The organism is Klebsiella sp. G-Nf4 (assembly GCF_002810615.1).
GTDB classification, from domain to species: Bacteria; Pseudomonadota; Gammaproteobacteria; order Enterobacterales; family Enterobacteriaceae; genus Klebsiella; species Klebsiella variicola.
Window position 1 is genome coordinate 36222 of sequence record NZ_PION01000003.1, and the last position, 22912, is coordinate 59133.

The following is a 22912-nucleotide window of genomic DNA, read 5'->3' on the forward strand; positions in this document are numbered from 1 at the left end:
CTTTAAATACACCGACTGGATCGAATGGCGCCAGCCCGCACATTATTGGCCCACTCATCCACCACTGGACGCATGCCTGAGGTTCTTCTCGTGCCTGATATGAAGCTTTTTGCTGGTAACGCCACCCCGGAACTAGCACAACGTATTGCCAACCGCCTGTACACTTCTCTTGGCGACGCCGCTGTAGGTCGTTTTAGCGACGGCGAAGTCAGCGTACAAATCAATGAAAACGTACGCGGTGGTGATATTTTCATCATCCAGTCCACTTGTGCTCCCACCAATGACAACCTGATGGAACTGGTTGTTATGGTTGATGCTCTGCGTCGTGCTTCGGCAGGTCGTATCACCGCCGTTATCCCTTACTTCGGTTATGCTCGCCAGGACCGTCGTGTTCGTTCTGCTCGTGTGCCAATCACCGCGAAAGTGGTGGCGGATTTCCTGTCCAGCGTCGGCGTTGACCGCGTGCTGACCGTTGACCTGCACGCAGAACAGATCCAGGGCTTCTTCGATGTGCCAGTTGATAACGTGTTCGGCAGCCCAATCCTGCTGGAAGATATGCTGCAGCTGAACCTGGACAACCCGATTGTGGTTTCTCCGGACATCGGCGGCGTCGTGCGTGCCCGCGCTATCGCTAAACTGCTGAATGACACCGATATGGCTATCATCGACAAGCGCCGTCCGCGCGCCAACGTCTCCCAGGTGATGCATATCATCGGCGACGTGGCTGGTCGTGACTGCGTGATGGTCGACGATATGATCGACACCGGCGGCACCCTGTGTAAAGCGGCAGAAGCGCTGAAAGAGCGTGGCGCGAAACGCGTATTCGCTTACGCAACGCACCCGATCTTCTCCGGCAACGCTATCCAGAACATCAAAAACTCTGTGATTGATGAATTTGTCGTCTGCGATACCATTCCGCTGGCACCAGAAATTAAAGCGCTGGATAAAGTGCGTACTCTGACGCTCTCCGGTATGCTGGCTGAAGCTATTCGCCGTATCAGCAATGAAGAATCTATCTCTGCTATGTTCGAACATTAATCGAGCCGAGCATAAAAACCCGCTGCGGCGGGTTTTTTTGTCTCTGAATTTTTAATTCTTCCACAAAATCATTCGGCATGCGTCAAGGCGGCAAGTGAATGAATCCCCGGGAGCGTACAGGCAGTACGTGACCGAGGTAAATGAACCCAGCCAACACAGAGGCATCCCGAAGGATGACGTGGAAATGACCAATGCCTCCTTCACCTGCCATTTAGTTGACAGATGATGCGCTCATGGATGAAACATTATTGTGAACAGATTATTTTCCTCACATGTGATGCCTTTCCGCGCCCTCATCGACGCTTGTTGGAAAGAAAAGTACACCACGGCCCGCTTCACGCGTGATCTGATCGCCGGGATCACCGTCGGGATCATTGCGATTCCGCTGGCGATGGCGCTGGCGATTGGCAGTGGTGTGCCGCCGCAGTACGGCCTCTATACCTCCGCGGTGGCAGGGATTGTGATCGCCTTAACCGGCGGGTCGCGCTTTAGCGTTTCCGGCCCAACCGCCGCCTTTGTGGTGATCCTCTATCCGGTCTCACAACAGTTTGGCCTGGCGGGGCTGCTGGTGGCGACGCTGATGTCGGGGATCTTTTTAATCCTCTTTGGCCTGGCGCGCTTTGGTCGTCTGATCGAATATATCCCGCTGTCGGTCACCCTCGGTTTCACCTCCGGGATCGGTATCACCATTGGTACCATGCAGATTAAAGATTTCCTCGGTCTGCAGATGCCCCATGTGCCGGAGCATTATCTGCAGAAAGTGGCAGCGCTGGCGATGGCCCTGCCAACGATTAACCCCGGCGATGCCGCCATCGGCGTCGTCACCCTTGGCACCTTGATCCTCTGGCCGCGGCTGGGTATTCGTCTGCCGGGCCACCTTCCGGCGCTGCTGGCCGGCTGCGCGGTGATGCTGGTGGTTAATTTGCTCGGCGGCGATGTCGCCACAATTGGCTCGCAGTTCCACTATCAGCTGGCGGATGGCACTCAGGGCAACGGCATTCCACAGCTGCTGCCGCAGCTGGTACTCCCCTGGGATATGCCGGGCTCAAACTTTACCCTGAGCTGGGCCTCGCTGCAGGCTCTTCTACCTGCCGCCTTCTCCATGGCGATGCTCGGGGCCATTGAATCTCTGCTGTGCGCGGTGGTGCTCGATGGCATGACCGGTACCAAGCACAAAGCCAACAGCGAGCTGATTGGCCAGGGGCTGGGCAACATTGTCGCGCCGTTCTTCGGCGGGATCACTGCCACCGCGGCGATTGCCCGCTCGGCGGCGAACGTCCGCGCCGGCGCCACATCGCCGGTGGCCGCCGTGATCCACGCCCTGCTGGTGATCCTGGCGCTGCTGATCCTCGCCCCGCTGCTCTCCTGGCTGCCGCTGTCGGCGATGGCCGCCCTGCTGCTGATGGTGGCATGGAACATGAGCGAGGCGCATAAAGTCATCAATCTGCTGCGCCACGCGCCGAAAGACGACATCGTGGTGATGCTGATGTGCATGTCGCTGACGGTACTGTTTGATATGGTGATTGCTATCAGCGTCGGGATCGTACTGGCCTCGCTGTTGTTTATGCGTCGTATCGCACGCATGACCCATCTGGCACCAGTCAACGTCGAGGTGCCAGACGATGTGCTGGTGCTGCGGGTGATTGGCCCACTGTTCTTTGCCGCCGCCGAGGGCTTGTTCAACGACCTGGAGACCCGGATCGCCGGCAAGCGCATCGTGGTGCTGAAATGGGACGCGGTGCCGGTTCTCGACGCCGGTGGTCTGGATGCCTTCCAGCGCTTTGTGAACAAACTGCCGGAAGGCTGTGAGCTGCGCGTATCTAACCTCGAGTTTCAGCCGCTGCGCACCTTAGCGCGCGCCGGCGTCAAGCCGCTGCCCGGACGTCTGAGCTTCTACCCCGATCGTCAGGCCGCGCTGGCTGACCTGTGATCCCCCGACGGCAGGCCTCTGCGCCTGCCGCCGCCTGATATAACGCCATGATCAAGCATAAAACCGGGCGCAATATTTGTCTGCGGGCAACATTGGTAACGACGATATCTGGACAAAACAGGGTGTAAGGCGACGGGAACAAAACGAAGATGAAAGAAACGAAAACATGAAGATGCATCGGCCGTTACCGGCCGATGCGGAAAATCATTTTGCGGTTAGCTGTGGCGATGCTGATTACGACGGCAGCGTTTATCATAGTGGCGCACCCACCAGTAGCGGTCGCTGACCTGCTCGTGGCCGCCAATACGGGCACCGGCCAGCCAGAGCACGGCGCCAACGAAGATGCTTAAGATTGCGCCATGCGCAAAGAATTGCGGCAGGTTAAGCTGCGGAAGCTGGTTCAGAATGGAGTAACCTACCCCCACAACCATCACCACCAACCCTAACCCCATGAGTACGTTACCGAGTAACGAAGCGTTTTTGCGTTTCATGTGTCACCTCCGGACTTTGGGTTGCCAGGGAATATCCCCAAATCTTATAGGTGTAGTATAGACAGGGTCCCTGCCCTGGAGTGCGCCCACGATCACATTAGTGAACACCGATTAGACAAATATTTACAAATAAGCCTCTGAACAATATCAAATTCTAATGATTCAGGTGGGTAATCATCAATGCTGGTATTGTCTCGTGGGCAGAACTTTGTCAAGCGCGCCCGCAGACAGTACACTACGCGGCAGAGAATGCCCCATGCAGGATAGAAAACGTGACCATTAAACTGATTGTCGGCCTGGCCAACCCCGGTGCGGAATATGCCGCCACCCGGCACAACGCTGGCGCCTGGTATGTGGATTTACTGGCGGATCGCCATCGTGCGCCGCTGCGCGAAGAGAGCAAGTTCTTCGGCTACACCTCGCGCATCAATCTGGCGGGCGAGGACGTTCGCCTGCTGGTTCCTACGACGTTTATGAACCTCAGCGGTAAAGCGGTGGCTGCAATGGCGACCTTTTATCGCATTAACCCGGATGAAATTCTGGTCGCCCATGATGAGCTGGATTTGCCGCCGGGGGTGGCGAAATTCAAGCTTGGCGGTGGCCATGGCGGCCACAACGGCCTGAAGGACATCATCAGTAAGCTCGGCAATAACCCGAACTTTCACCGCTTACGCGTCGGGATCGGCCATCCGGGTGACAAAAACAAGGTTGTCGGCTTTGTACTCGGCAAACCGCCGGCCAGCGAGCAGAAACTGATTGATGATGCCGTCGACGAAGCGGCGCGCTGCACCGAAATCTGGTTAAAGGACGGGCTGACCAAAGCTACCAACCGCTTACATGCCTTTAAGGCGCAATAAGCCGTTGTCGTGCGGCATTTTTGTCGCGCACCGTGTATAATAGGCAAAGCTATTCAATTTTCTGCAATCTGTTGCTTATAACAGATTGATTATCCAAAGATTAAGGTGATTTAAATCATGGGATTCAAATGCGGTATCGTCGGTTTGCCCAACGTCGGCAAATCCACCCTGTTCAATGCGCTCACCAAAGCGGGTATTGAAGCGGCCAACTTCCCCTTCTGTACCATTGAGCCGAACACCGGTGTCGTACCGATGCCCGATCCGCGTCTGGACAAGCTGGCTGAAATCGTCAAACCGCAGCGCATTCTGCCGACGACGATGGAATTCGTTGATATCGCGGGCCTGGTGAAAGGCGCGTCCAAAGGCGAAGGTCTTGGCAACCAGTTTCTGACCAACATCCGTGAAACCGAAGCCATCGGCCACGTAGTTCGCTGCTTTGAAAACGACAACATTATCCACGTTAACAACAAAGTGGATCCGGCTGACGACATCGACGTTATCAACACCGAGCTGGCACTCTCCGATCTGGACACCTGCGAGCGCGCTATCCACCGTGTGCAGAAGAAAGCTAAAGGCGGCGATAAAGACGCTAAAGCTGAGCTGGCGGCGCTGGAAAAATGCCTGCCGCAGCTGGAAAATGCCGGCATGCTGCGTTCACTGAAAAACCTGACCGACGAAGACAAAGCGGCAATTAAATACCTCAGTTTCCTGACGCTGAAGCCGACCATGTATATCGCCAACGTCAATGAAGACGGCTTTGAGAATAACCCTTATCTCGATAAAGTCCGTGAAATTGCCGCCGCCGAAGGTTCTGTGGTCGTCGCCGTTTGCGCCGCCGTTGAGTCCGATATTGCCGAGCTGGACGACGCTGACCGCGACGAGTTTATGGCCGAGCTGGGTCTCGAAGAGCCAGGCCTCAACCGCGTGATCCGCGCCGGTTACGAGCTGCTGAATCTGCAGACCTACTTCACCGCAGGCGTGAAGGAAGTTCGCGCATGGACCATCCCGGTCGGGGCAACTGCGCCGCAGGCGGCCGGTAAGATCCACACTGACTTCGAAAAAGGTTTTATCCGCGCGCAGACCATCGCCTATGAAGACTTTATTACCTACAAGGGCGAACAGGGTGCAAAAGAAGCCGGTAAAATGCGTGCAGAAGGCAAAGACTACATCGTGAAAGATGGCGATGTGATGAACTTCCTGTTCAACGTCTGATCCCGCTGGCTGGCGTTTTCGCCACCACCGCGCCATAAAAAATCCACGCAGCGGCGTGGATTTTTTTTTCCCGGACGGCACGCTACTCCACAATATGGGTCTCTTCAGCCGCCTCATAGCCATCAACGATCTGCACAATTTTCTTTAACTCGCCCTCGATGAAAGCCGGGGTGGAGCTTTCCCCTGAGGCCGGGTGATGAAGCTCGACCGAGATGCCGCTGGCGGCATTGGTCAGTGACAAGCTGATCTCCTGCTGGCCCGCCGCTGACGATGGCCGCCCGATTTGCTGTACGATGGTCGCCGCCGCCGCGCGCGTATCAACTTCCGCGAGATGCCCCCACCTCATTTCAACATGTCCCTGCTGCCCTGCCTTTATCACCTGCAGCGTATAGCCGCTTCTTGCCGTTGCCATGTCTTTTCCTCCGGTTTCGTTGCCCGGGCGTCACATTATCAGCCCGGTTTTATCAGCAAAGTTCGTTCACGTGCGCCTTGCCGTTAATGACTCTTTTCCACATAGGTCTGCATGTTTTCTTTGGTCACTAACTCAAACGGGATCCAGACATGAGACTCGACTTTTTCTCCTTTAATCAGCTTCAGCGCTACCGCTAAGGCCGTTTTGCCCTGACCGACGGCGTCCTGGAAGACCGTCACCTGGATCTTATCGCTGGCCAGGGCTTTCAGCCCGTCCGGCGTGGCGTCGATCCCACCGATCAACAGCTTCTTCTGGCTCTTCTCCAGCGCCATCGCCGCGCCAATCGCCATCTCGTCGTTGTTCGCCGCCACAATATCAATCGCTTCCCCGTTGCCTGTCCAGTTCTGCATCAGATCCATTCCCTCGCTGCGGGAATAGTTGGCCGGCTGTTTCTGCACCACTTTCATTGCCGGATACTTGGCAACCACCTGCTCCACGTCTTTGGTTCGCTGCAGCGCGCCGGCGTCAGTGAGATTGCCGATCATGATGGCGACATTGCCTTTGTAGTTCGCCAGCTTCGCCAGCGCCTCCATCTGCAATGTACCGGACTCCCGCTCGTCCGAACCGACAAACACCACGCCAGGCGGTAACGATTTATCACCCGGCGTCCGGTTCACATACACCAGCGGCATTTTGGCCTGCTGCGCCATCTTCGTCAGCTGCGGGGTGCTGGCGGAGTCCACCGGGTCGACGATAATCGCGTCCACGCCGGAGGCAATGAAGCTTTGCACCTGGTCGGCCTGGCGTCCGGTGTCGCCGCGGGCGTCTTCAAACTGCACGTCGACATGACGGGCGCGGGCCTCTTTCTCAATGGACTGGCGGATAATGGTGAGAAAGTTTTGATCGAAGTAAGCCATTGAGACGCCGATCTTCTCCGCCAAAGCCGAGGCGGAACTGGCCAGTAACCCCACTAACAGGATGATTTTACAGTGCTTCATAGCATACCCTCAGAGGCCGAAATGAAATTTTCAATATAAACACAAATGGTATATTTAAATCATTTTCAGACTACGAAGGGCGTTCTGTTCTTGCAATAAGGATGTAAAGAAAATGTTGCCATGCGCACACTTTATTTCACCGCCTCACTCACCGGGGGCCCATCGGTAGGGGGGATCGCCGCGGGCGGCGACTGCTTTCGCTTCAGCAGGGCATACTCCACTATCAACTGTTGCAGATGCAGCTTCGCGAGGCTTTCCCGGGCGGCAGGCCAGGGTTGATCAACGGGAACCGCGGCCAGCTGGCGCAGCTGCTCCTCCAGCGGAACGGCGCGGTTAAACGACTGCATGATGGCAAACACTGCGGTTTTCAGTTCGCTCACCGTGAGGTATCTCCCCTTCTGTTCGTCGAGGGCATTGAGCTGGCCGGCGAGCCGCTGCAGCTGCTGCATTCCCTCGGACCAGCCGGTGAGGTTTTCCGCGGGCAATGCGGCAGCGCTCAACTGCTGCCGCCACTGCTGCGCCAGCGGTTGTGCTTGATCCGGCCAGCGGCTCAGAGCCTGCCGGACCAGCTGGTCGCCGTAGCTTACCGCCCAGTCCGGCGCCAGGCGGGCGAGCTCGCCAAGCTGGCGCTGCGTCTGAGGCAGATCCACCGGCATCAGGGGAGATGCCCCCGGCAGGCCCGGTATCACATTTTGGGTCACCGAAATGGGCGGTAAATCGGACTGACGCAACGCCAGCCATCCACCGACGGCGATGCCCGTCACCGCCAGCATGGTGACCATCCCGGCGACAAACGGCTTCCAGCGCGGCGCGGGTGCCGGAGAAGACGCCACCACTGGCGCGGGCCGCTTTGCAGGTAAAGGCGGCGCAAGCGGCTCAGCCTTTGGTCTACGTTTTAGTTCTGGCACTGGTTCAACCTTTGCCGCATCCTCTTCGCTGACCAGAGCGCCGGGAAGTTCCGCGTCAGACACCGCCACCGGCGGCGCGGTGGGGAGCGCTGGCGCAGGGTCGAGATTCTCGAAGCGGCTTACCGTGCTGTGCAACAGCGCCCGCAGGTCGCTCAGCGGGTTTTCAGGCGCGATCTCAAGGTGCTGGAGCACTGCGTCGAAGCTTTGCAGCGAACGTTCAGCCTGACCAAGCGACTCGAGATCCGCCGGGGCGAGACTCAGCGTGCGGATCACCTGCCGCAGCCGCTTGCTCAGGGTGCGGAAGATCTCTGTCCGGGCCGGGAGCGCCTGCGGCCACAGGTTTTTACCCTGGTGGGCCAGCAGCGACTCCATCAGCGACAGCCCCTCGTGGATCCCTGCCAGCCCGCCCAGCCGGGCGCGGGCCAGCGTATACCAGGCGACAGTCTGCAGATCCGCGCCGTGATGCTCTAGCAGCGAGCGGGCAAGCTGCTCGGCATACGGCCAGTTAATATCCGGCCGCGCCGGGTGGCTGAGCTTGTTCATTTCCGCACGCAGAGCAATAAAATCAGCCAGCGTGCGCGGGTCGCCACCGGTTTTATAGTGGCGGTCGTGGTGTGTTGTCATCATGATGTCTTTCAGCGAGAGATTAGAGGGCGGAGCGGGCGTCAAGGTACTGCTGGCGTTTGAGGTGGCGGATCAACACCCTGCCCTCGGGCATAAACTCCGTGCCGTAACGCACCAGGCCAATATCCTTCAGCTCCGCATCAATGGCATAGCGCAGTTCGCCGGGCGCATGCTGATCGAGCATCACCACCGCGATCCGCTGCAGGCGCGGTTCGTATTTCAGCAATACCGCCGACAACGTGCTCATCAGCTGGTGCGCCGACGCCGGCATGCCCTGGAGGATAGCGGTCATATCCGGCAGGCCGTAGTCCGGCAGATGCGCCAGCGTTCCAGCCCGACAGTTGAGGATGCGCTGCATGTTATCGAGCACCGACAGGATGACCTGATCCGTTTCGCTGACAGTATTCAGGTCAATCCCGCCGGCGAAATTGCCGTACAGGATGTCATACAGGGAGGGACGAGGCATTTTCACTTCTCCTTAAGCGGGTGCAGCGTCAGTTGATTTTGGCTGGCTTCGATAATGCGCGGCTTCGCCGGGTCAAGATCGTCCCGGGTGAGTACCAGCCGCCAGCTGTTTTGCGTCAGGTCTGGATCGATAAACATGGCCGCCACCGCCACAAACTGCGCGCGGGTTTCCATGGGCATATCGACGGTCACCGATTCGCCCGGGCGCAGGCGAACATCTTTTTCCGCCACCCGGTCCGCCTGTAGCGCCTGACCATCGCCGGCAAACAGCGACGGGTAGTCAGTATTGTCAAACGCCTGCCGGTCCTTAAGCTGGTAAATACGCACCACCGTCGCCAGGGAGGCGCCTTTGGCGTTGTTATTCACGCCTTCCCGGGCGCGAAGATCCAGATGCAGGGTTTTCACCTGGGGGTAAAAAATGGACTGGGTCACGGAAACGGCGCCGTCTTTTACGGTCTGCGTCAGGCCGCAGCCGGTTAAGACGGTAACCATGAGGAATGCCAGCAACCTGGCGGAGGGTTTAACTGCGGTAATCACCATCTTCATCGCTCTCCCTGCGGTGGATATTTTCCCGGACGCGCTGATAGCGCCCCAGATAAATCGTGATCCTGTCGTCAGCCTGTTTCTGCGCATCCAGCGGACGTAACACAGCGGTACGGCCAAGCTGGACGGCATGCGCCTGCTGGCAGCAAAGTTGCGCATCCGGCAGTAAATGGCGGGCGACGCAAAGCTGTAGCCGCACGTCGAGATGAGATCCGAGCCAGACGTGCAGGAGCGCCATCAGGTCGCTGAACAGTTCGCCGCCGGGCAGCCAGCCGCGGACCTCATCAGGCTTTTCCGTCGCCAGCTGCAGCAACACCTGACTGTTCACATCCGTGGCGTGGGTTCCCATCACTGGCCTATGTTGCAGGCTAACCGGCTGGCGGACGCTCATCGTTAATGGCTGCGACAAGGGGATACGGCACGGATCGTGGTGGTACACCGTCGCCCGGGTCCCCGGGGCCAGGAGCGCCACCAGCGCCTCCATACCTTCCCCGGATCTCCCCGGCAGTATCATCACCGGCAGCAGCGCCAGAAATCGCGACAGCGGCGCTGCGGCAACGGCGGCACATCCCGGTATGCCCAGCCCCGCCAGGCCCAGCAGATACTGCGAGGTGTTGTCCGTGCCCCCCGCCCGAAAGGTTGCCGGGTAGGAATATTTGCGCCAGATACGGTAATACTGGGCGATCAGACGATGGTTAAAGATATCGAGGAAATCCTCGGTCGCCTCGACGCCTTCCCGCCGTTGCGCAATGTCATCGCTATAGTGGGTCGGCAGCGGGGATTCCACGCCGTAGAGCCCCATAAAAGCAACGCGCACCGCCGGCGGTCGGGGCGGTTCAGGAGCGTCCATTCCACGGATTTCGCCGGCCGGGAAACCCATCCCCGGATGCGGGCGAAAGCGTATGGGCTCATCACCCAACTGCCAGTCGCTGCCGATGACCGGCGCCTTCGGCTGGATCTTCTCCAGCAACTGGCAGAAGCGGTAAAAATTCATGTACGGCAACTGAGGCCGGAGCTGCGCCATCAGCCGGGCAGGCGCAGACTGTGATTCTCTTTCCACCGGATACATTTCCCTTCAGGTTGAACGATGAGCGTTAGCTGGTTGAACTGATTCATATCGGCATACAGCGCGAAAAAGCGGTTGAGCATGTCGCCAAACAGGTGGACATCGCCCGCGCCGGTAAATCCGCTACCGTCGAGCGTCACTTCGATATCCAGCCCGCGCAGCAGGAATCCCTGTTCGAAACGCTGAATTCGGTGATGGCTGACCGCCAGAATAGCGTCCAGACGACGGTTATTGAGCTCATCCTCCCGCCAGTTGTAGAGCGACAGCGTACCGCGCAGTACCTCGGCGCTGCTCATCATGTTGAGAAAACGGGTGCCCAGATGGCTCATGACCCGCCAGTGGTAGCGGTCTTCCGCCGGGGGATATACCGGCAATGTGGGCTTACAGAGATTGCGGACGGTAAGCGGCGTGGCTGATATCGACTCACAGCGATCCAGCAGCGTGCTCTGTAGCGCCCGGCGCGGCAGCTGGCCGTTAGTGCCGGTGATGCGCAAGGAGACCGTTTCCCGCGCCAGCGCCCGGTCGGCCTCCCATTGCTGTCCGCCGAGGATAAGCCAGGTGTCGTGCATACCGGTAACGCCCCGCTTGACGCGGGTGTGGTAGTAGCGCTCCGGCGCATGGCGACGCATCATTCCCCCCTGGTGACGAAAGCGGGTGAAAGGCACATAGCGCGCCTCCCCGGTGCGCCCGGAGCCGGTCACGCTGTCGACAGAATAGATTTCGGTATGCCCGTCCTGCAGGCGCTTCGGACGCAGGAGGTATTCGCTCTCCAGCCCGCTGATGGTCAACGGATCGGCCTCAAGGGTAAACAGGTTAATCACTGGCACACAGTGCAGGCGCAGGCTGCTTGCGCTGACGGGTAAATCGCTTTGCCAGACCTCGCTGAACACCACCTCAAGCGTGAAATGCGATATCCCCGCCGGCAGGGTGATGTTTTCCAGGCCATTTAGCTGCACGAACATAAATTTTTCGCGAAAGGTGAAATACTCGAGCAGCAACTGATAGCCGCTGAAAGCGCTCTCCCCCTTCGGCCATAAACGATCCTCCTCGCTGAATCCCCCCGGGGAAAAATAGCCGTCGAGGCTTATCCGCTCTGTCTGACCCGGCAGGCGCAGGAACAGCGCGGCCTGGCGTCGGGTCAGCCACTGATGGAGGGCGCTGCCGGTAACGGCGTCTTCCCCCAGGTACAGCGGCAGGCGGCGGAGATCGGTCTGCGACCAGTCCGCCAGCTCGCTACAGGTGAAGCGTAGCCGCAGGACCGAACGTCCGTCCGGCTCCGCCGTCATCACCGCCTCCTCTATCGCCAGCGGATTAAGCGTCAGATCGCGGGTGGTTCGGTACCGGCACACGGTATTTTTCGGCCCCAGTGGGCGGGAGCTTATCTCAAACCCGGCGGGCACCGTTTCCGCCATCTTCATCGCCGGCAGCGTTGGGGTCAGCGCCACGATCGATAACGACGGAATGGTGCGCAAATAGTGCGGCCACAGCATGCTGACCAGCCCCTCGGTCAGCTCCGGCAGATCATCATCAATTTTTTCGCGCAAGCGACCTACGGAAAAGGCAAAGCCTTCAAACAGGCGCTCAACGTAAGGGTCCGGCGTACCGGCTTTATCGAGATCCAGCATCGCCGCCCGATCGGGGTGAGCCTGCGCGAACGCTTTTGCCGCCTCGCGCAGGTAGCGCATTTCAGCGTCAAAATATCGCAGGGTTAAATCGTCCATTATGAATATTCCATTATTCGTCTACAGGGAGACACGCAGCATGGCTGCGCGGTCAGATTAGTTGGCCGCCGGGCGGCCATGAGCAGAGGAGGCCTGGCGTTGCAGGTCAACGCCAATCAGTGAGGGAGAAGGTTCAGTATCCCTCTTCGCCGGGTATATCGTCGGTCAGCGGAACACGCTCAGCAGGCGCGCGCACGCTGAATATCGTCTCCGGTAGCGTAAAGTTTCGCAGGGCCAACAGCGCCAGCGGTCCTTCCCCCGCCTCGGTACGCAGGGTGTAGTTCAGCAACAAACCATCCGGCGCTTTCCAGCTCAGGCTCCAGCTGCTGCTCGTTCCGGGATAAGCGCTGACTACCGCCTTATCCAGCAGTCGGATCCACCCCCAGGCGCCCGGGAAATCGCCATACTGGCGGGTGCCCGCCCGGGTACTGATCCAGCTCAGACTGGCGCCCGGCGCTTCGGTGTCGGCGGGCCAGCTGAACCGCCGCCAGGTCGGCATCTGGTTCATATAGACAAGTTTCTGACTGTCGATGACCAGCTCCGTCTGCATCACGCCGTCCGCGGTGCCGGGGCGAAGCGCAAAATGCAATCCCGCTTCGCCGTTGGCGAACGCGACGTCGGAGAGATGGCTCAGGGTATTCATCGCCTGCAGAAAGGCCGGGTTAAATGTCAGTCCCTGAGCATTGATACTGTCCGCCATCCAGCGGCTCCCCTCTTTATGCAGCACACCGTTCAGCCGGGTCTGCAGAAAGCGGGCGATGCGCCCGGTCTCGCTATTAAGATATTTTGCCAGCAGCGGTAGAGAGACTTCACTGCTGGTATTTTTAAAGGGGTAGCGACCGCCAAAAGCGCTATTCCAGTCCTCCACCACCGCGCTGCGCCACTGGGCGTTGAGACTTTCCGCCGCCGGGGTCAGCACCTGCTGCCAGGCCTGCTCCATCGGGCGAACAAACAGCGTCTGCCCAAAACCACTCCACTGCTGGCCCAGTCCCGCCGCCACCAGGCTGCCGTAGTCGCGCGTTTCGGTTAAATCCACGGCCTTGCCCTGGAACACCGTCTGCGCAAGCAGGCGGGTCATCGCCTGCGGGTCGGTGGCGTTGGTGACCTGCTGCAGGCGCAGACGCACCTGGGTGACGCGGGTCAGGAAGGTCTGCAGGCTAAGACGGCTGGTGGGCGTCCCGCCGTCGCGATTGTCCAGCAGCGCCAGTACGGGCCCGAAGGTAGCATCCAGAGGACCGCGCGCGCCGGACCGTTGATCGATGGCGGGCGGGTTGTCACGGTTGAACAGCTGCCTGGCCGATTTGACCAGCGAATCGGCGATGGCTTCCCCGGTCTGGCCGGTTCGCCCCTGCACGCTCAGGGTGTTCATCAGCGCCACCAGCGGCGACTGGCGCACATCGGCCATCAGGGTCAGCTGGTCAATGGCATCAGAGAGGGTCGCCGCGCGCTGCCAGCGCAGACTGTTGAGAAAATCCAGCCAGGCGCCGCTGAAATCAGCGAAATAACGCTCCGCCAGCCTGGCTCGCAGAGCTTCCGGCGACGTCGACTGCGCGGCAGTCTGCTTCGTATCGCTCAACACCCAGTCCATTTCATCGCGGCGCTCCGCGACCACTTTCTCAATGGCCGGCTGCACGGCCTGCTCCCAGGCCTGACGGGTAAATATTCCCGGCACCACCTCATCAGTGCTGAACAGACGCGAAGCATCGGTGTCCGCAGTCATATCCGCCAGGCGCATATCGGCATACTGATTCGCCACCTGCGCGAGCATCTTCTGGTAAAGCGTGGACTCACTGTTGCGCTGGCCCATCTGTCGAATTAACCGTGTGCGCACCTGGCTGACCAGACCGTCATCGACAGGCAGACGCCACTGCGGATGCGACACCAGACTGGCGGCATAAAATGCCAGCAGCGAAGGGCCGCTACCCTGCCAGACGCCGTCCGCCACGCCGGAACGCTGCGGCCGCTCGCGCATCAACGCTCCCGCAAACCACGCAGCATCCATTCTCTCCGGGCGGGCCAGCATCAGGTACAGTTTCAACTGGTCGTAAGCGGTCTTCGTCATCGTCTCACGCAGCGGGCTGTCCGGCGGCAGCTGTGCGAAGGCGTTCAGCTGCCGCTGAAGGTGCGCTGCTGCCGCATCGCGCAGCAGCGGCTGCGCCATCTCCCCGTAGCGCGGGAACAGCGCCGCCAGCAGGTCATCATTCTGGCTGAGACCACCGCGGGCATACCACGGCGCGCCGTGCTGTGAGCGGTATTCCAGTTGAGAAAGCGTTTTCTGTAACGCGGAGAGCGCATGCAGGCGTACGGCCAGCGGCTGTTTCCCCGCCGATACCTGCTGCACCTGCTGCTGTGCGGTCGCCACCAGCTCGCGGTTGGCGATAAAAGAGACCAGCAGAGTGGCGGCCCAAAGTAACATCAGGGCGGCGGCGGCCACGCTCATCCCACGCATCCAGTTGACTCCCTGTTTGCGCGGACGTAGACCGGCTGGCAACCACAGCACAGAGTCTGGTATCGTTTCCCAGCGGTTATCCCGTCCCCAGTGATGACTGACACTGCGACCAGCCTCTACTGACGCCTCACTAAATACCACCCCGGCCAGCGGCAATGGTCTGTATGGATTAAGCAGTATCGATAACGATTCCACCACCGCTTCCGCTTCCCGAGTCAACTGGTCGGCCAGCGCGAGTAAAAAATTGTGCTGTGGTTGCCCGCATATCTGCTGGATGCCCTGCTCTATCAGTAACGGCGCCAGGGCAGTGAACTGTTCGGCAACTATTTGCGGCGTACAACCTGCGGGTAACAGGCAGCCTACAGGCTGAGTGATACGTCCATTTTTTTCGTTGCCCCCCTCATACAGCGACCAGACGTATAGGGGAAGTTTCCAGCCAAGAGCTTCGTAGCGTAGCTTCAGAGAGTGAGACACATTGTCCATTTCATCTGGCGTGAGCCTGGGCTTCGTTCTGTTCATCGTTGTCAAAACGCCGTCAAAGCCCGATGTTACCCACACCATACCATCAGCCGGGCGATAACGCAGTTTACGCAGCGCTGTGAACCAGGCGTTATCTACCGCTGCCCCAGGGTCTCCCCCCCACAGCAATAATGTACCCTGATCTTCTTGCCAGAGTTCCTGCGTGAGCTTTGGGGTCAGTTGTTCTACGTCTCTGACTGAGCCAATTATCAGCAGAATACGGACTTTGCGGGACCAGGCGCGTCCATACTGATAGCGTAGAATCTGGTGAATTTCCCCCACCGTAATATGATGGGGAGGTGTCAGCGCCACGCGCCCTTCTTCGCCGGGTAAGACGTTGGCCTGCTGCGACTGCCGGCGATATAAACTCTCCTTCACACGGCGGGACATTGCAGGAAGATAAAAAACAAATACCAACGCCAGACAGACCAGGACAAACGCCAGTACCTGCTCGCCCCGCGTATTGATATTCAGCATGCCGCCATAGCGGGTGATCCCCCACCATATTGCAGCCATCCCGGCCAACGTAAGCCCGGCCAGGCCAAACCGGCCCAGGCCATTACCCGGTATATTCATCTTCACTCCCTGTGGTGATGGTACTGATAAAATGTTCCTGTTCGCTGGAAAATAACGCCAGCAGGGGCTGTTTACGGAGGCTGACCAGATCGGCTGCCAGCGCGGTCAGGAGCCAGGGCGCTGCGGGTCCCGGAATACCGCACCATTTTTCCAGCAGCGCGATATCTTCAGCTTTCCATGGGGTATGCATTTTGCCGCCCTGCGTGATAAGCGCGGCGCTTCTTTCCGTCCATTTTTTTGCGTCCCCGATAACGGAGGGCGTCTGGCAGGCGACAGTCTGGGTTTCCAGAAACAGGGTGATATCGTCTTCAAAGTTCGTCATATCTAAGGGCATAGGACGTAACAGCCGTGATGAGTGCGGCAGAGGGTATTTTTGCGCCACATCATCGCTGGTCAGCAGCAGCACGGCCAGCCCGTCGGAGTATGCTGTACCACCGTTGAGCTGGATGACCAGGAGTAGATTGACCGTCAGTACAGGCTGCTTCAGGCGCTCCTCCACTTCCGACAGTGAGAATGAGCGGCCAGGAATGTGTTCTTTCCAGAGATTACTGAAACTGCTGGTCAGCTCAGGCGAGGGATTATCCGTGATCAGGGTGACATGCAGCGGTAGCTCTTCCGGTAGGCACTGCACGCGCTCTTCTATACTGGTCAGCAGCGCATGCATCGCACTCAACTGCACGGGCTCTTCTGCCGGAAGGTAATTAATCCTGCGGGTAAGTCCGTATTGCTGAGGCCGCTCACTCCCCCAATGCGCCGCAGAAGTATGATCCGGCAACAGCACTGCACTGCCCAGAACGGCCAGCCAGCGCCCGGCCCAGTCTTCCCACCTCTGCTGTCCGTATTCCGCCTCTTTCAGCAAGAACTGATGCGCTTTCAGATCCCTGTCCCGCAGGTAGCAACGCAGACAAAAAATCAGCAACCAGCATCCTGCAGGCATCAGGGATACCCACCAGATATTTATCACTGAGAGAATTTTTACGGTGCCGGAAGCATGGAGGATAAAGAGCAGGATACCGATAATCGCCATCAGTACACCGGCAAACAGCCATCGGGTCAGTGAAGGAGCCGATGGCTGCTCCATGGTCAATGCTTTTGTTCGTACCCAGCCCATTTTTTATCCTATCGCGCATTCCGGCGCGCCGGAAATCACCTGGCAACCGCACTGACATTTGCAGCCATCGACCACGATGGCTTTATCATCGGAAGACCATTCCGGCGCTCCCTCAATAATGGCATTAGTGCCATGTCCCGGAATCGGGCAGCTGACTTTATCCCCCACCAGCGCTACGGGCTTTCCATTTACAATCATGGCGGAGGATGCGGAAATAACAGCACCGCCGTGCGTGGTTTTATCGCCGAGTAATACAAAACCTTTGGACATTGAATTTCCTTTTATATATCAGCGATACAGTAATTGTTAATTAGAATACTCAATCGCATCTATTTCAACCTAAAGAGTGAGGCAATAACATTTAATAACAGACAAAAACCGGCTACTCCTATCAAAGAAAGAATAATAAACATAAAATAATATCTGGAATATCTGCACGCCTCTCTTTACTTAATATATACTTCTTCCCCCAGGTGATATCCCCTACATTAATAACTTTTCACTTCGAACGCCAATTGCCAGACGACCTTATACTCGCGAGATCCGCCTTAATTTCTATTGCATGCTCTATACAATAAAAAATACACTAACAACAAAATAATCAGAATTATAAGAAAATAAAACAGACATTTTCTGATTAGGTGGCAACAGTGGGTATACCTCGCTAATACGACGACTATAGCTCTCTATCGTTTTGCGTTCGCCATAACCTATGGGAGATCCGAAGCGTTCGCGCATCCATCGCTGCGTCATTACTGATTCAAGACTAAATGGCAGCGGATTAGGAAATAGCCAAGCCGTTTTTTTTTCATCTTCTAACCGCAAAGTCACTTCCTCAAGATTTTTTCTAGTTATTGATAAAAGATAAAAATATTCCTTACCGCCTCATATCCAGCCTGAAAATATCATCACCAACAGTAATCGTTGGTTTTGTTTTGTAGGGAATTAAACCTTGTTCATAAATATCCTGATAAGGTTTACCTAATTGCTTCACAAGTGTTTCGATATCAATATTCATTTGCCACAAAGTCGCTTTTTCTCCAGCGCAATATGAATCTCCTTTGCTCGCTTCAGTGGATAAAAAGTCACGGTTTCTGCAAATAAATCATTGTTATAGATAAATCCGACAGAACTATTTTGATGAGGCATAGGTAAGGTATATATCTCCTCCCCCCCTATAAGCAGTCATAACAATTTTTGCTTCAACGTAAACCATCGGAAATCCTAGATAAGCCCGCACCCACTGCTGAATCATAACTCGTTCCAGACCAAACGGCATAGGATTAGGAAACAGCCAGTCAGTTTTGGCTTCATCTTCAAACCTTAACATTACTTCTTTCAGATTTTTAATGAGCACCACTTTTTTCCGTTGACAATCATCGTTGATGATGATGAAATAATTTCACTACTGTACATGATTTTACCATCCATTAGAAAAAAACCTTATATGTTGAACGCCACCGATTTTTTAAAATAAGATATAGCATCACACATTATTTATTAACGACACAACGAAATACATACTGCGGACCAACACCATATTTTTCATAGTCATCGTCTTTATCGATCTTCGGAACTGGCAATTTTGATTGCCTGAACATGGTTAAAGCGTACTGTCTGTCGCCGCCAATATATCCACGCAGGACTTTTTTAGTACCCTGCGCAGGCCCCTGAGGATCGTTTACCGGAGAATGAGAGTAATAATCTGCTGCATACCAGTCATTAGTCCATTCAGAGCCACTAAGCCCCATATCATACAGACCCAGGGGGTTTGGGGGATATTTGCCTACCGGGTAAAATGGGAAACCAAAACCATCTGTATATTTATCTAATTCATCTTTACCCGGAACATTTTTTCCAGGTAAATAGTCACCATTATTTGTTGGAAACTGAAAATATTGACCTCTGGATCTTGCTGCATATTCCCATTGCGCCTCTGTTGGTAAATCAATCTTTTTACCAGACTCCTTACCTAACCACTGACAATAGTCTTTTGCCTGTTGCCAGGTAACACCAACAGAATAATATCCTTTTTGCAAGGATGGATAATTTTTTAAAAAAATATGGATGGGTGCTTTTTTTACCCCTGTTATCTGCAAATATTTATTATAATCATCATTGGTGATTTTGTATTTTGATATCGAAAAATCGCTTAATACAACCTTATGCAATACCTTATCATCCTGGTTTATGCTGAAAGGCAGTTTTTCACCGACTAACGGCCCAAAATCCCCCATTAAGAACTCGCCGCCCTTAACGGGAACCATGTCAGAAAGCGACTTAGCAACAAGCGCTTCAGACAAGGTTTCACGCTTGCCAGTACTCTTCTGGTCGCACCCGAGCAGTAAACTGGCAGCAACAGAAGCAACTACGATTAATTTTCTCATCTTATCACCTAAGCCTTTGCATCAGGCAGTCATTGTCCCCGTCGGGTGCTGGTCGTCGATCATGGCCAGATATTCTGACATCAGGCTATCCGGGACAGGTTTAAATAGTCTCTCCGGTTTATTGGAACATTCATTCAACGTTGTTGCTCCGGTTAAAATGATATATGTCACCACCAAACGACATTATTTATTGATGACGCAACGGAAAACATACTGCGGACCAACACCATATTTTTCATAATCATCGTCTTTATTGATCTTTGGAACTGGCAAATCTGATTGTCTGAACACGGTTAAAGCGTATTGTCTGTCACCGCCAACATTCCCGCGGAGGACTTTTTCGGTCCCCTTTACGGGTCCCTGAGGATCGTTTACCGGAGAATGAGAGTAATAATCTGACGCATACCAGTCATTGGTCCATTCTGAGCCACTAAGTCCCATATCATACAGACCCAGGGGGTTTGGGGGATATTTCCCCACTGGATAAATAGGAATACCTGCTCCATCAGTATATTCACTCAGCTCATCCTGGCTGGGGATGTTTTTACCGGGCAGGAACTCACCATTATTCGTTGCAAACGGAATGTATTGCCCTCTGGATCTTGCTGCATATTCCCATTGTGCTTCTGTCGGTAAATCAATATTTTTATCGGACTCCTTACCTAGCCACTGACAATAATCTTTTGCCTGTTGCCAGGTCACACCAACAGAGTAATCACCTTTTTGCAAGGATGGGTACTCTTTTACCAGAATATTAATGGGAGGTTTTTTTATTCCTGTTATCTGCAGATATTTATTATAATCATCGTTGGTAACTTTAAACTTTGATATCGAAAAATCGCTTAATACAACCTTATGTAATACCTTATCATCCTGGTTTATGCTGAAAGGCAGTTTTTCACCGACTAATGGGCCAAAATCCCCCATTAAGAACTCGCCGCCCTTAACGGGAACCATGTTAGAAAGCGACTTAGCAACAAGCGCTTCAGACAAGGTTTCACGCTTGCCAGTACTCTTCTGGTCGCACCCGAGCAGTAAACTGGCGGCAACAGTAGCAACTACGATTAATTTTCTCATCTTATCACCTAAGCCTTTGCATCAGGCAGTCATTGTGCCCGTCGGGTGCTGGTCGTCGATCATGGCAAGATATTCTGACATGAGGCTATCCGGGACAGGTTTAAATAGTCTCTCCGGTTTATTGGAACATTCATTCAACGTTGTTGCTCCGGTTAAAATGATATATGTCACCACCAAACGACATTATTTATTGATGACGCAACGGAAAACATACTGCGGACCAACACCATATTTTTCATAGTCACCATCAACTTCTTCTGGGAGTGGTGAAGCAGATTGTCTAAACATAGTCAATGCGTACTGTCTGTCACCGCCAACATTCCCGCGCAGGACTTTTTTAGTACCCTGCGCAGGCCCCTGAGGATCGTTTACCGGAGAATGAGAGTAATAATCTGCTGCATACCAGTCATTGGTCCATTCAGAGCCACTGAGTCCCATATCATACAGACCTAAGGGGTTTGGCGGGAACTTCCCTATTGGATAAAAAGGAAGCCCAATACCATCAGTATAACTATCCAGTTCGTCCTGGTTCGGGAAATTTTTCCCGGGTAAAAGCTCACCATTGTTGGTAGCAAACGGAAGATACTGCCCTCTGGATCTTGCTGCATACTCCCATTGCGCCTCTGTCGGCAAATCAATTTTTTTACCGGACTCCTTACCTAACCACTGACAATAGTCTTTTGCCTGTTGCCAGGTCACATTTGCTGAATAATCATCGGATAATAAAGATGGATGATTTTTCATAAATGGACCTACCGGCAGTGCTCTTTTATTAGTAAGTTTTGTATACTCTTTATAATTCTTATTAATAACCTTATATTTTGATATTAAAAAATCACTTAACACAACCTTATGTAATACCTTATCATCCTGGTTTATGCTGAAAGGCAGTTTTTCACCGACTAACGGTCCAAAATCTCCCATTAAAAATTCGCCGCCCTGTACGGCGACCATGTCAGAAAGCGACTTAGCAACAAGCGCTTCAGACAAGGTTTTACGCTTTTCAGTACTCTTCTGGTCGCACCCGAGCAGTAAACTGGCGGCAACAGAAGCAACTACGATTAATTTTCTCATCTTATCACCTCAGCCATTGCATCAGGCAGTCATTGTCCCCGTCGGGTGCTGGTCGTCGATCATGGCAAGATATTCTGACATAAGGATGTCAGGAATGGGTTTAAATGGCTCATCCGGGTCAACAAAAACCGGGAGGTTATTATGCAATAAGGTGAGCTTTTCGCCATAATTGGTGTAGAAAAAAAATTTGTGTTCCCCGATACCTAAAAAGTTAATCACATCTTTTTCATTCAGTTCTTTATTACCTTTCTTCTCCCCTGGCGACAACGTCAAATGCTGCATAACATTGTTATAATCTGCCTGACTTTGTACCCACTTCAGTGCCATAAACACCGCTTGCTTTCGCCTCTTGAGAGGACCGAGCTTCCAACTGTTAACGGAAAAAAAATCATTATTTTGATTGCGAGGGTCAAGCCAGTCCACCCAATTCTGATCAATTAATGTGGCAATCACTGCCCCTTTTGTTTCTGGAGGAGTATATTTTAGCTGATCCGGATTAGACAAAATACTATACATTAAATCAATTCGTTTTCCCTCATCACTAATCTGATTACTCAAGTTAACTAACACTCTAGTTACATCGATGTACATCGCATCAATTGCCTGTATCCCTTGCGCAGCCATAATAATAGGAATTGCACATAAAGATCGAAAGGCATCCCCTGCCATCATCTGCTCAAGCTTCTGATAATCAACATTCCTTAGCATAAGCATAAAACTCTTCATAAAAGCCGCAAAGCTGCTGCCATCAACTTCAAAACCGACTTCCCCTTTGGCCCCCACTCCCCAACATAAAGCCGCTTTACAGTAAATACGAAAACGTCCCTGAATATAGGTGATATAAAAAACCCCACTTCCCCCAGCGCCTGCCTGCACCGTCATCCCCGCTTCCAGTTTGGCTATCGCGGCAAACTTCTTCTCTTTATTGACAATGGGTTTGTTATCTTTCTCGACACCTATAGCTACTGGCGTATCATCAGGATGCGGGTCAAACCACTCAATGGCACCACTGATATTACCTCCCGCCTGAGCACCAACAAAAACACCAATTTCACCTCCCCCCTGTGCTTCAGGTATCGTTGAGGTCTTTAAATTCACCTGCTGCTGTCCTGGCAACGGTGGAGCAGTCAGGGTTGCAGGACGGCCTTTAATGCTATAGCCCTTTCCCATTTCTCCACTCCAGTCTACTGTCACCCCTAATTCAATTGCAGCACTGGCACCAACGCTACCTGACAATACCAGTTTCATGGCAAAACGCAGCGCTCCCATATTACAGACACCATCCGGTGTCTGTGGCGTCACTTTTTTCGCCGGAAATAAAAGGCTGACACCTAACCTGTCCGGCAGGTACAGGGCCATTTCGGCCTTCGCCTCCCCCAGTGCAAAACTGGCATGACCTTCAATTTTGCCCTCCAGTTTTTTTTCTGACGGATTATATTCCGCTGATGCACCCG

General features: G+C 54.6%; 23 protein-coding genes and 2 pseudogenes. 4 read left to right on the forward strand and 21 right to left on the reverse strand.

The window, feature by feature from the left end; genetic code table 11:
- Positions 1-90: 90 nt before the first annotated feature.
- On the forward strand, positions 91-1038 hold the full coding sequence (gene prs / locus CWM57_RS08390) for a ribose-phosphate diphosphokinase (protein ID WP_002910407.1): 948 nt from the start codon (positions 91-93) through the stop codon (positions 1036-1038).
- Positions 1039-1288: 250 nt separating this feature from the next.
- Positions 1289-2968 carry a C4-dicarboxylic acid transporter DauA gene (gene dauA, locus CWM57_RS08395; RefSeq protein ID WP_071787626.1) on the forward strand — a complete coding sequence of 560 codons (1680 nt, stop codon included), beginning with the start codon at positions 1289-1291 and terminating at the stop codon, positions 2966-2968.
- Positions 2969-3183: 215 nt separating this feature from the next.
- On the opposite strand, the gene ychH is transcribed toward dauA, so the two are convergent.
- Positions 3184-3459 carry a stress-induced protein YchH gene (ychH, locus tag CWM57_RS08400; protein ID WP_002910437.1) on the reverse strand — a complete coding sequence of 92 codons (276 nt, stop codon included), beginning with the start codon at positions 3457-3459 and terminating at the stop codon, positions 3184-3186.
- A 272-nt stretch (positions 3460-3731) separates the two neighbouring features.
- Between ychH and pth the strand changes: the two genes are divergently transcribed.
- Together pth and ychF are read left to right on the forward strand one after the other, a co-directional pair.
- Positions 3732-4316: an aminoacyl-tRNA hydrolase gene (gene pth / locus CWM57_RS08405; RefSeq protein ID WP_004180389.1), complete on the forward strand. Its 585-nt coding sequence runs from the start codon at positions 3732-3734 to the stop codon at positions 4314-4316.
- A gap of 117 nt (positions 4317-4433) precedes the next feature.
- Complete coding sequence (gene ychF / locus CWM57_RS08410; protein WP_008804380.1) at positions 4434-5528, forward strand: redox-regulated ATPase YchF; 1095 nt, start codon at positions 4434-4436, stop codon at positions 5526-5528.
- An 82-nt stretch (positions 5529-5610) separates the two neighbouring features.
- Here ychF and CWM57_RS08415 read toward each other — a convergent pair whose 3' ends face one another.
- From CWM57_RS08415 to CWM57_RS08490, 20 genes and pseudogenes are all read right to left on the reverse strand, one after another.
- Complete coding sequence (locus tag CWM57_RS08415) at positions 5611-5940, reverse strand: DUF1869 domain-containing protein (RefSeq protein WP_100675420.1); 330 nt, start codon at positions 5938-5940, stop codon at positions 5611-5613.
- 83 nt (positions 5941-6023) lie between these two features.
- The gene (locus tag CWM57_RS08420; protein WP_061154179.1) at positions 6024-6938 is read right to left on the reverse strand and encodes a sugar ABC transporter substrate-binding protein; all 915 of its coding nucleotides are present in this window, start codon (positions 6936-6938) and stop codon (positions 6024-6026) included.
- A 131-nt stretch (positions 6939-7069) separates the two neighbouring features.
- Entirely contained in the window at positions 7070-8473 is a 1404-nt protein-coding gene (locus CWM57_RS08425) for a VasL domain-containing protein (protein ID WP_100675419.1), read from the reverse strand.
- Positions 8474-8492: 19 nt separating this feature from the next.
- Complete coding sequence (tssE, locus tag CWM57_RS08430; RefSeq protein WP_074385511.1) at positions 8493-8936, reverse strand: type VI secretion system baseplate subunit TssE; 444 nt, start codon at positions 8934-8936, stop codon at positions 8493-8495.
- Between the two features lie 2 nt (positions 8937-8938).
- Positions 8939-9475, reverse strand: coding sequence for a type VI secretion system lipoprotein TssJ (gene tssJ, locus CWM57_RS08435; protein ID WP_100675767.1), 537 nt, complete (start codon positions 9473-9475; stop codon positions 8939-8941).
- Positions 9456-10472 (reverse strand): type VI secretion system baseplate subunit TssG, encoded by a 1017-nt coding sequence (gene tssG / locus CWM57_RS08440; RefSeq protein WP_165784171.1) that lies wholly within the window; start codon positions 10470-10472, stop codon positions 9456-9458. Before tssG ends, tssJ begins: the two co-directional genes overlap by 20 nt.
- A gap of 29 nt (positions 10473-10501) precedes the next feature.
- Complete coding sequence (tssF, locus tag CWM57_RS08445; protein WP_074385508.1) at positions 10502-12265, reverse strand: type VI secretion system baseplate subunit TssF; 1764 nt, start codon at positions 12263-12265, stop codon at positions 10502-10504.
- A 133-nt stretch (positions 12266-12398) separates the two neighbouring features.
- Positions 12399-15809 (reverse strand): ImcF-related family protein, encoded by a 3411-nt coding sequence (locus tag CWM57_RS08450; protein ID WP_100675417.1) that lies wholly within the window; start codon positions 15807-15809, stop codon positions 12399-12401.
- The gene (locus CWM57_RS08455) at positions 15793-16920 is read right to left on the reverse strand and encodes a type VI secretion protein (protein WP_100675416.1); all 1128 of its coding nucleotides are present in this window, start codon (positions 16918-16920) and stop codon (positions 15793-15795) included. Before CWM57_RS08455 ends, CWM57_RS08450 begins: the two co-directional genes overlap by 17 nt.
- A gap of 3 nt (positions 16921-16923) precedes the next feature.
- Positions 16924-17190 carry a PAAR domain-containing protein gene (locus tag CWM57_RS08460; protein ID WP_008804370.1) on the reverse strand — a complete coding sequence of 89 codons (267 nt, stop codon included), beginning with the start codon at positions 17188-17190 and terminating at the stop codon, positions 16924-16926.
- A gap of 297 nt (positions 17191-17487) precedes the next feature.
- Positions 17488-17745, reverse strand: a complete 258-nt coding sequence (locus CWM57_RS28300) for a DUF6392 family protein (RefSeq protein ID WP_100675415.1) — start codon at positions 17743-17745, stop codon at positions 17488-17490.
- Positions 17746-17797: 52 nt separating this feature from the next.
- Positions 17798-17938 carry a DUF6392 family protein gene (locus CWM57_RS28305; protein ID WP_157847514.1) on the reverse strand — a complete coding sequence of 47 codons (141 nt, stop codon included), beginning with the start codon at positions 17936-17938 and terminating at the stop codon, positions 17798-17800.
- 114 nt (positions 17939-18052) lie between these two features.
- Complete coding sequence (locus tag CWM57_RS08470; RefSeq protein WP_165784161.1) at positions 18053-18280, reverse strand: DUF6392 family protein; 228 nt, start codon at positions 18278-18280, stop codon at positions 18053-18055.
- Positions 18281-18413: 133 nt separating this feature from the next.
- Positions 18414-19307, reverse strand: a complete 894-nt coding sequence (locus CWM57_RS08475; RefSeq protein ID WP_100675414.1) for a formylglycine-generating enzyme family protein — start codon at positions 19305-19307, stop codon at positions 18414-18416.
- Between the two features lie 21 nt (positions 19308-19328).
- The gene (locus CWM57_RS27530; protein ID WP_004217423.1) at positions 19329-19445 is read right to left on the reverse strand and encodes a hypothetical protein; all 117 of its coding nucleotides are present in this window, start codon (positions 19443-19445) and stop codon (positions 19329-19331) included.
- Positions 19446-19490: 45 nt separating this feature from the next.
- Entirely contained in the window at positions 19491-20384 is an 894-nt protein-coding gene (locus tag CWM57_RS08480; protein WP_100675413.1) for a formylglycine-generating enzyme family protein, read from the reverse strand.
- A 21-nt stretch (positions 20385-20405) separates the two neighbouring features.
- Positions 20406-20522: a hypothetical protein gene (locus CWM57_RS27535; protein ID WP_004217423.1), complete on the reverse strand. Its 117-nt coding sequence runs from the start codon at positions 20520-20522 to the stop codon at positions 20406-20408.
- A gap of 45 nt (positions 20523-20567) precedes the next feature.
- Positions 20568-21458: a formylglycine-generating enzyme family protein gene (locus CWM57_RS08485; protein ID WP_074385502.1), complete on the reverse strand. Its 891-nt coding sequence runs from the start codon at positions 21456-21458 to the stop codon at positions 20568-20570.
- A gap of 21 nt (positions 21459-21479) precedes the next feature.
- Positions 21480-21560, reverse strand: a pseudogene (locus CWM57_RS28140) (hypothetical protein); the annotation flags it as partial.
- 215 nt (positions 21561-21775) lie between these two features.
- Positions 21776-22838: pseudogene (locus CWM57_RS08490) on the reverse strand (hypothetical protein).
- Positions 22839-22912 lie beyond the last annotated feature (74 nt).

What these genes read in the sequence shown, in the direction of transcription:
- ychH (WP_002910437.1), bottom strand. Translation starts at nt 3,459, where the DNA reads ATGAAACGCAAAAACGCTTCGTTACTCGGTAACGTACTCATGGGGTTA.
- ychF (WP_008804380.1), top strand. Translation starts at nt 4,434, where the DNA reads ATGGGATTCAAATGCGGTATCGTCGGTTTGCCCAACGTCGGCAAATCC.
- CWM57_RS08415 (WP_100675420.1), bottom strand. Translation starts at nt 5,940, where the DNA reads ATGGCAACGGCAAGAAGCGGCTATACGCTGCAGGTGATAAAGGCAGGG.
- CWM57_RS08420 (WP_061154179.1), bottom strand. Translation starts at nt 6,938, where the DNA reads ATGAAGCACTGTAAAATCATCCTGTTAGTGGGGTTACTGGCCAGTTCC.
- CWM57_RS08425 (WP_100675419.1), bottom strand. Translation starts at nt 8,473, where the DNA reads ATGATGACAACACACCACGACCGCCACTATAAAACCGGTGGCGACCCG.
- tssE (WP_074385511.1), bottom strand. Translation starts at nt 8,936, where the DNA reads ATGCCTCGTCCCTCCCTGTATGACATCCTGTACGGCAATTTCGCCGGC.
- tssJ (WP_100675767.1), bottom strand. Translation starts at nt 9,475, where the DNA reads ATGGTGATTACCGCAGTTAAACCCTCCGCCAGGTTGCTGGCATTCCTC.
- tssG (WP_165784171.1), bottom strand. Translation starts at nt 10,472, where the DNA reads ATGAATTTTTACCGCTTCTGCCAGTTGCTGGAGAAGATCCAGCCGAAG.
- tssF (WP_074385508.1), bottom strand. Translation starts at nt 12,265, where the DNA reads ATGGACGATTTAACCCTGCGATATTTTGACGCTGAAATGCGCTACCTG.
- CWM57_RS08450 (WP_100675417.1), bottom strand. Translation starts at nt 15,809, where the DNA reads ATGAATATACCGGGTAATGGCCTGGGCCGGTTTGGCCTGGCCGGGCTT.
- CWM57_RS08455 (WP_100675416.1), bottom strand. Translation starts at nt 16,920, where the DNA reads ATGGGCTGGGTACGAACAAAAGCATTGACCATGGAGCAGCCATCGGCT.
- CWM57_RS08460 (WP_008804370.1), bottom strand. Translation starts at nt 17,190, where the DNA reads ATGTCCAAAGGTTTTGTATTACTCGGCGATAAAACCACGCACGGCGGT.
- CWM57_RS28305 (WP_157847514.1), bottom strand. Translation starts at nt 17,938, where the DNA reads ATGAATATTGATATCGAAACACTTGTGAAGCAATTAGGTAAACCTTAT.
- CWM57_RS08475 (WP_100675414.1), bottom strand. Translation starts at nt 19,307, where the DNA reads ATGAGAAAATTAATCGTAGTTGCTTCTGTTGCTGCCAGTTTACTGCTC.
- CWM57_RS08480 (WP_100675413.1), bottom strand. Translation starts at nt 20,384, where the DNA reads ATGAGAAAATTAATCGTAGTTGCTACTGTTGCCGCCAGTTTACTGCTC.
- CWM57_RS08485 (WP_074385502.1), bottom strand. Translation starts at nt 21,458, where the DNA reads ATGAGAAAATTAATCGTAGTTGCTTCTGTTGCCGCCAGTTTACTGCTC.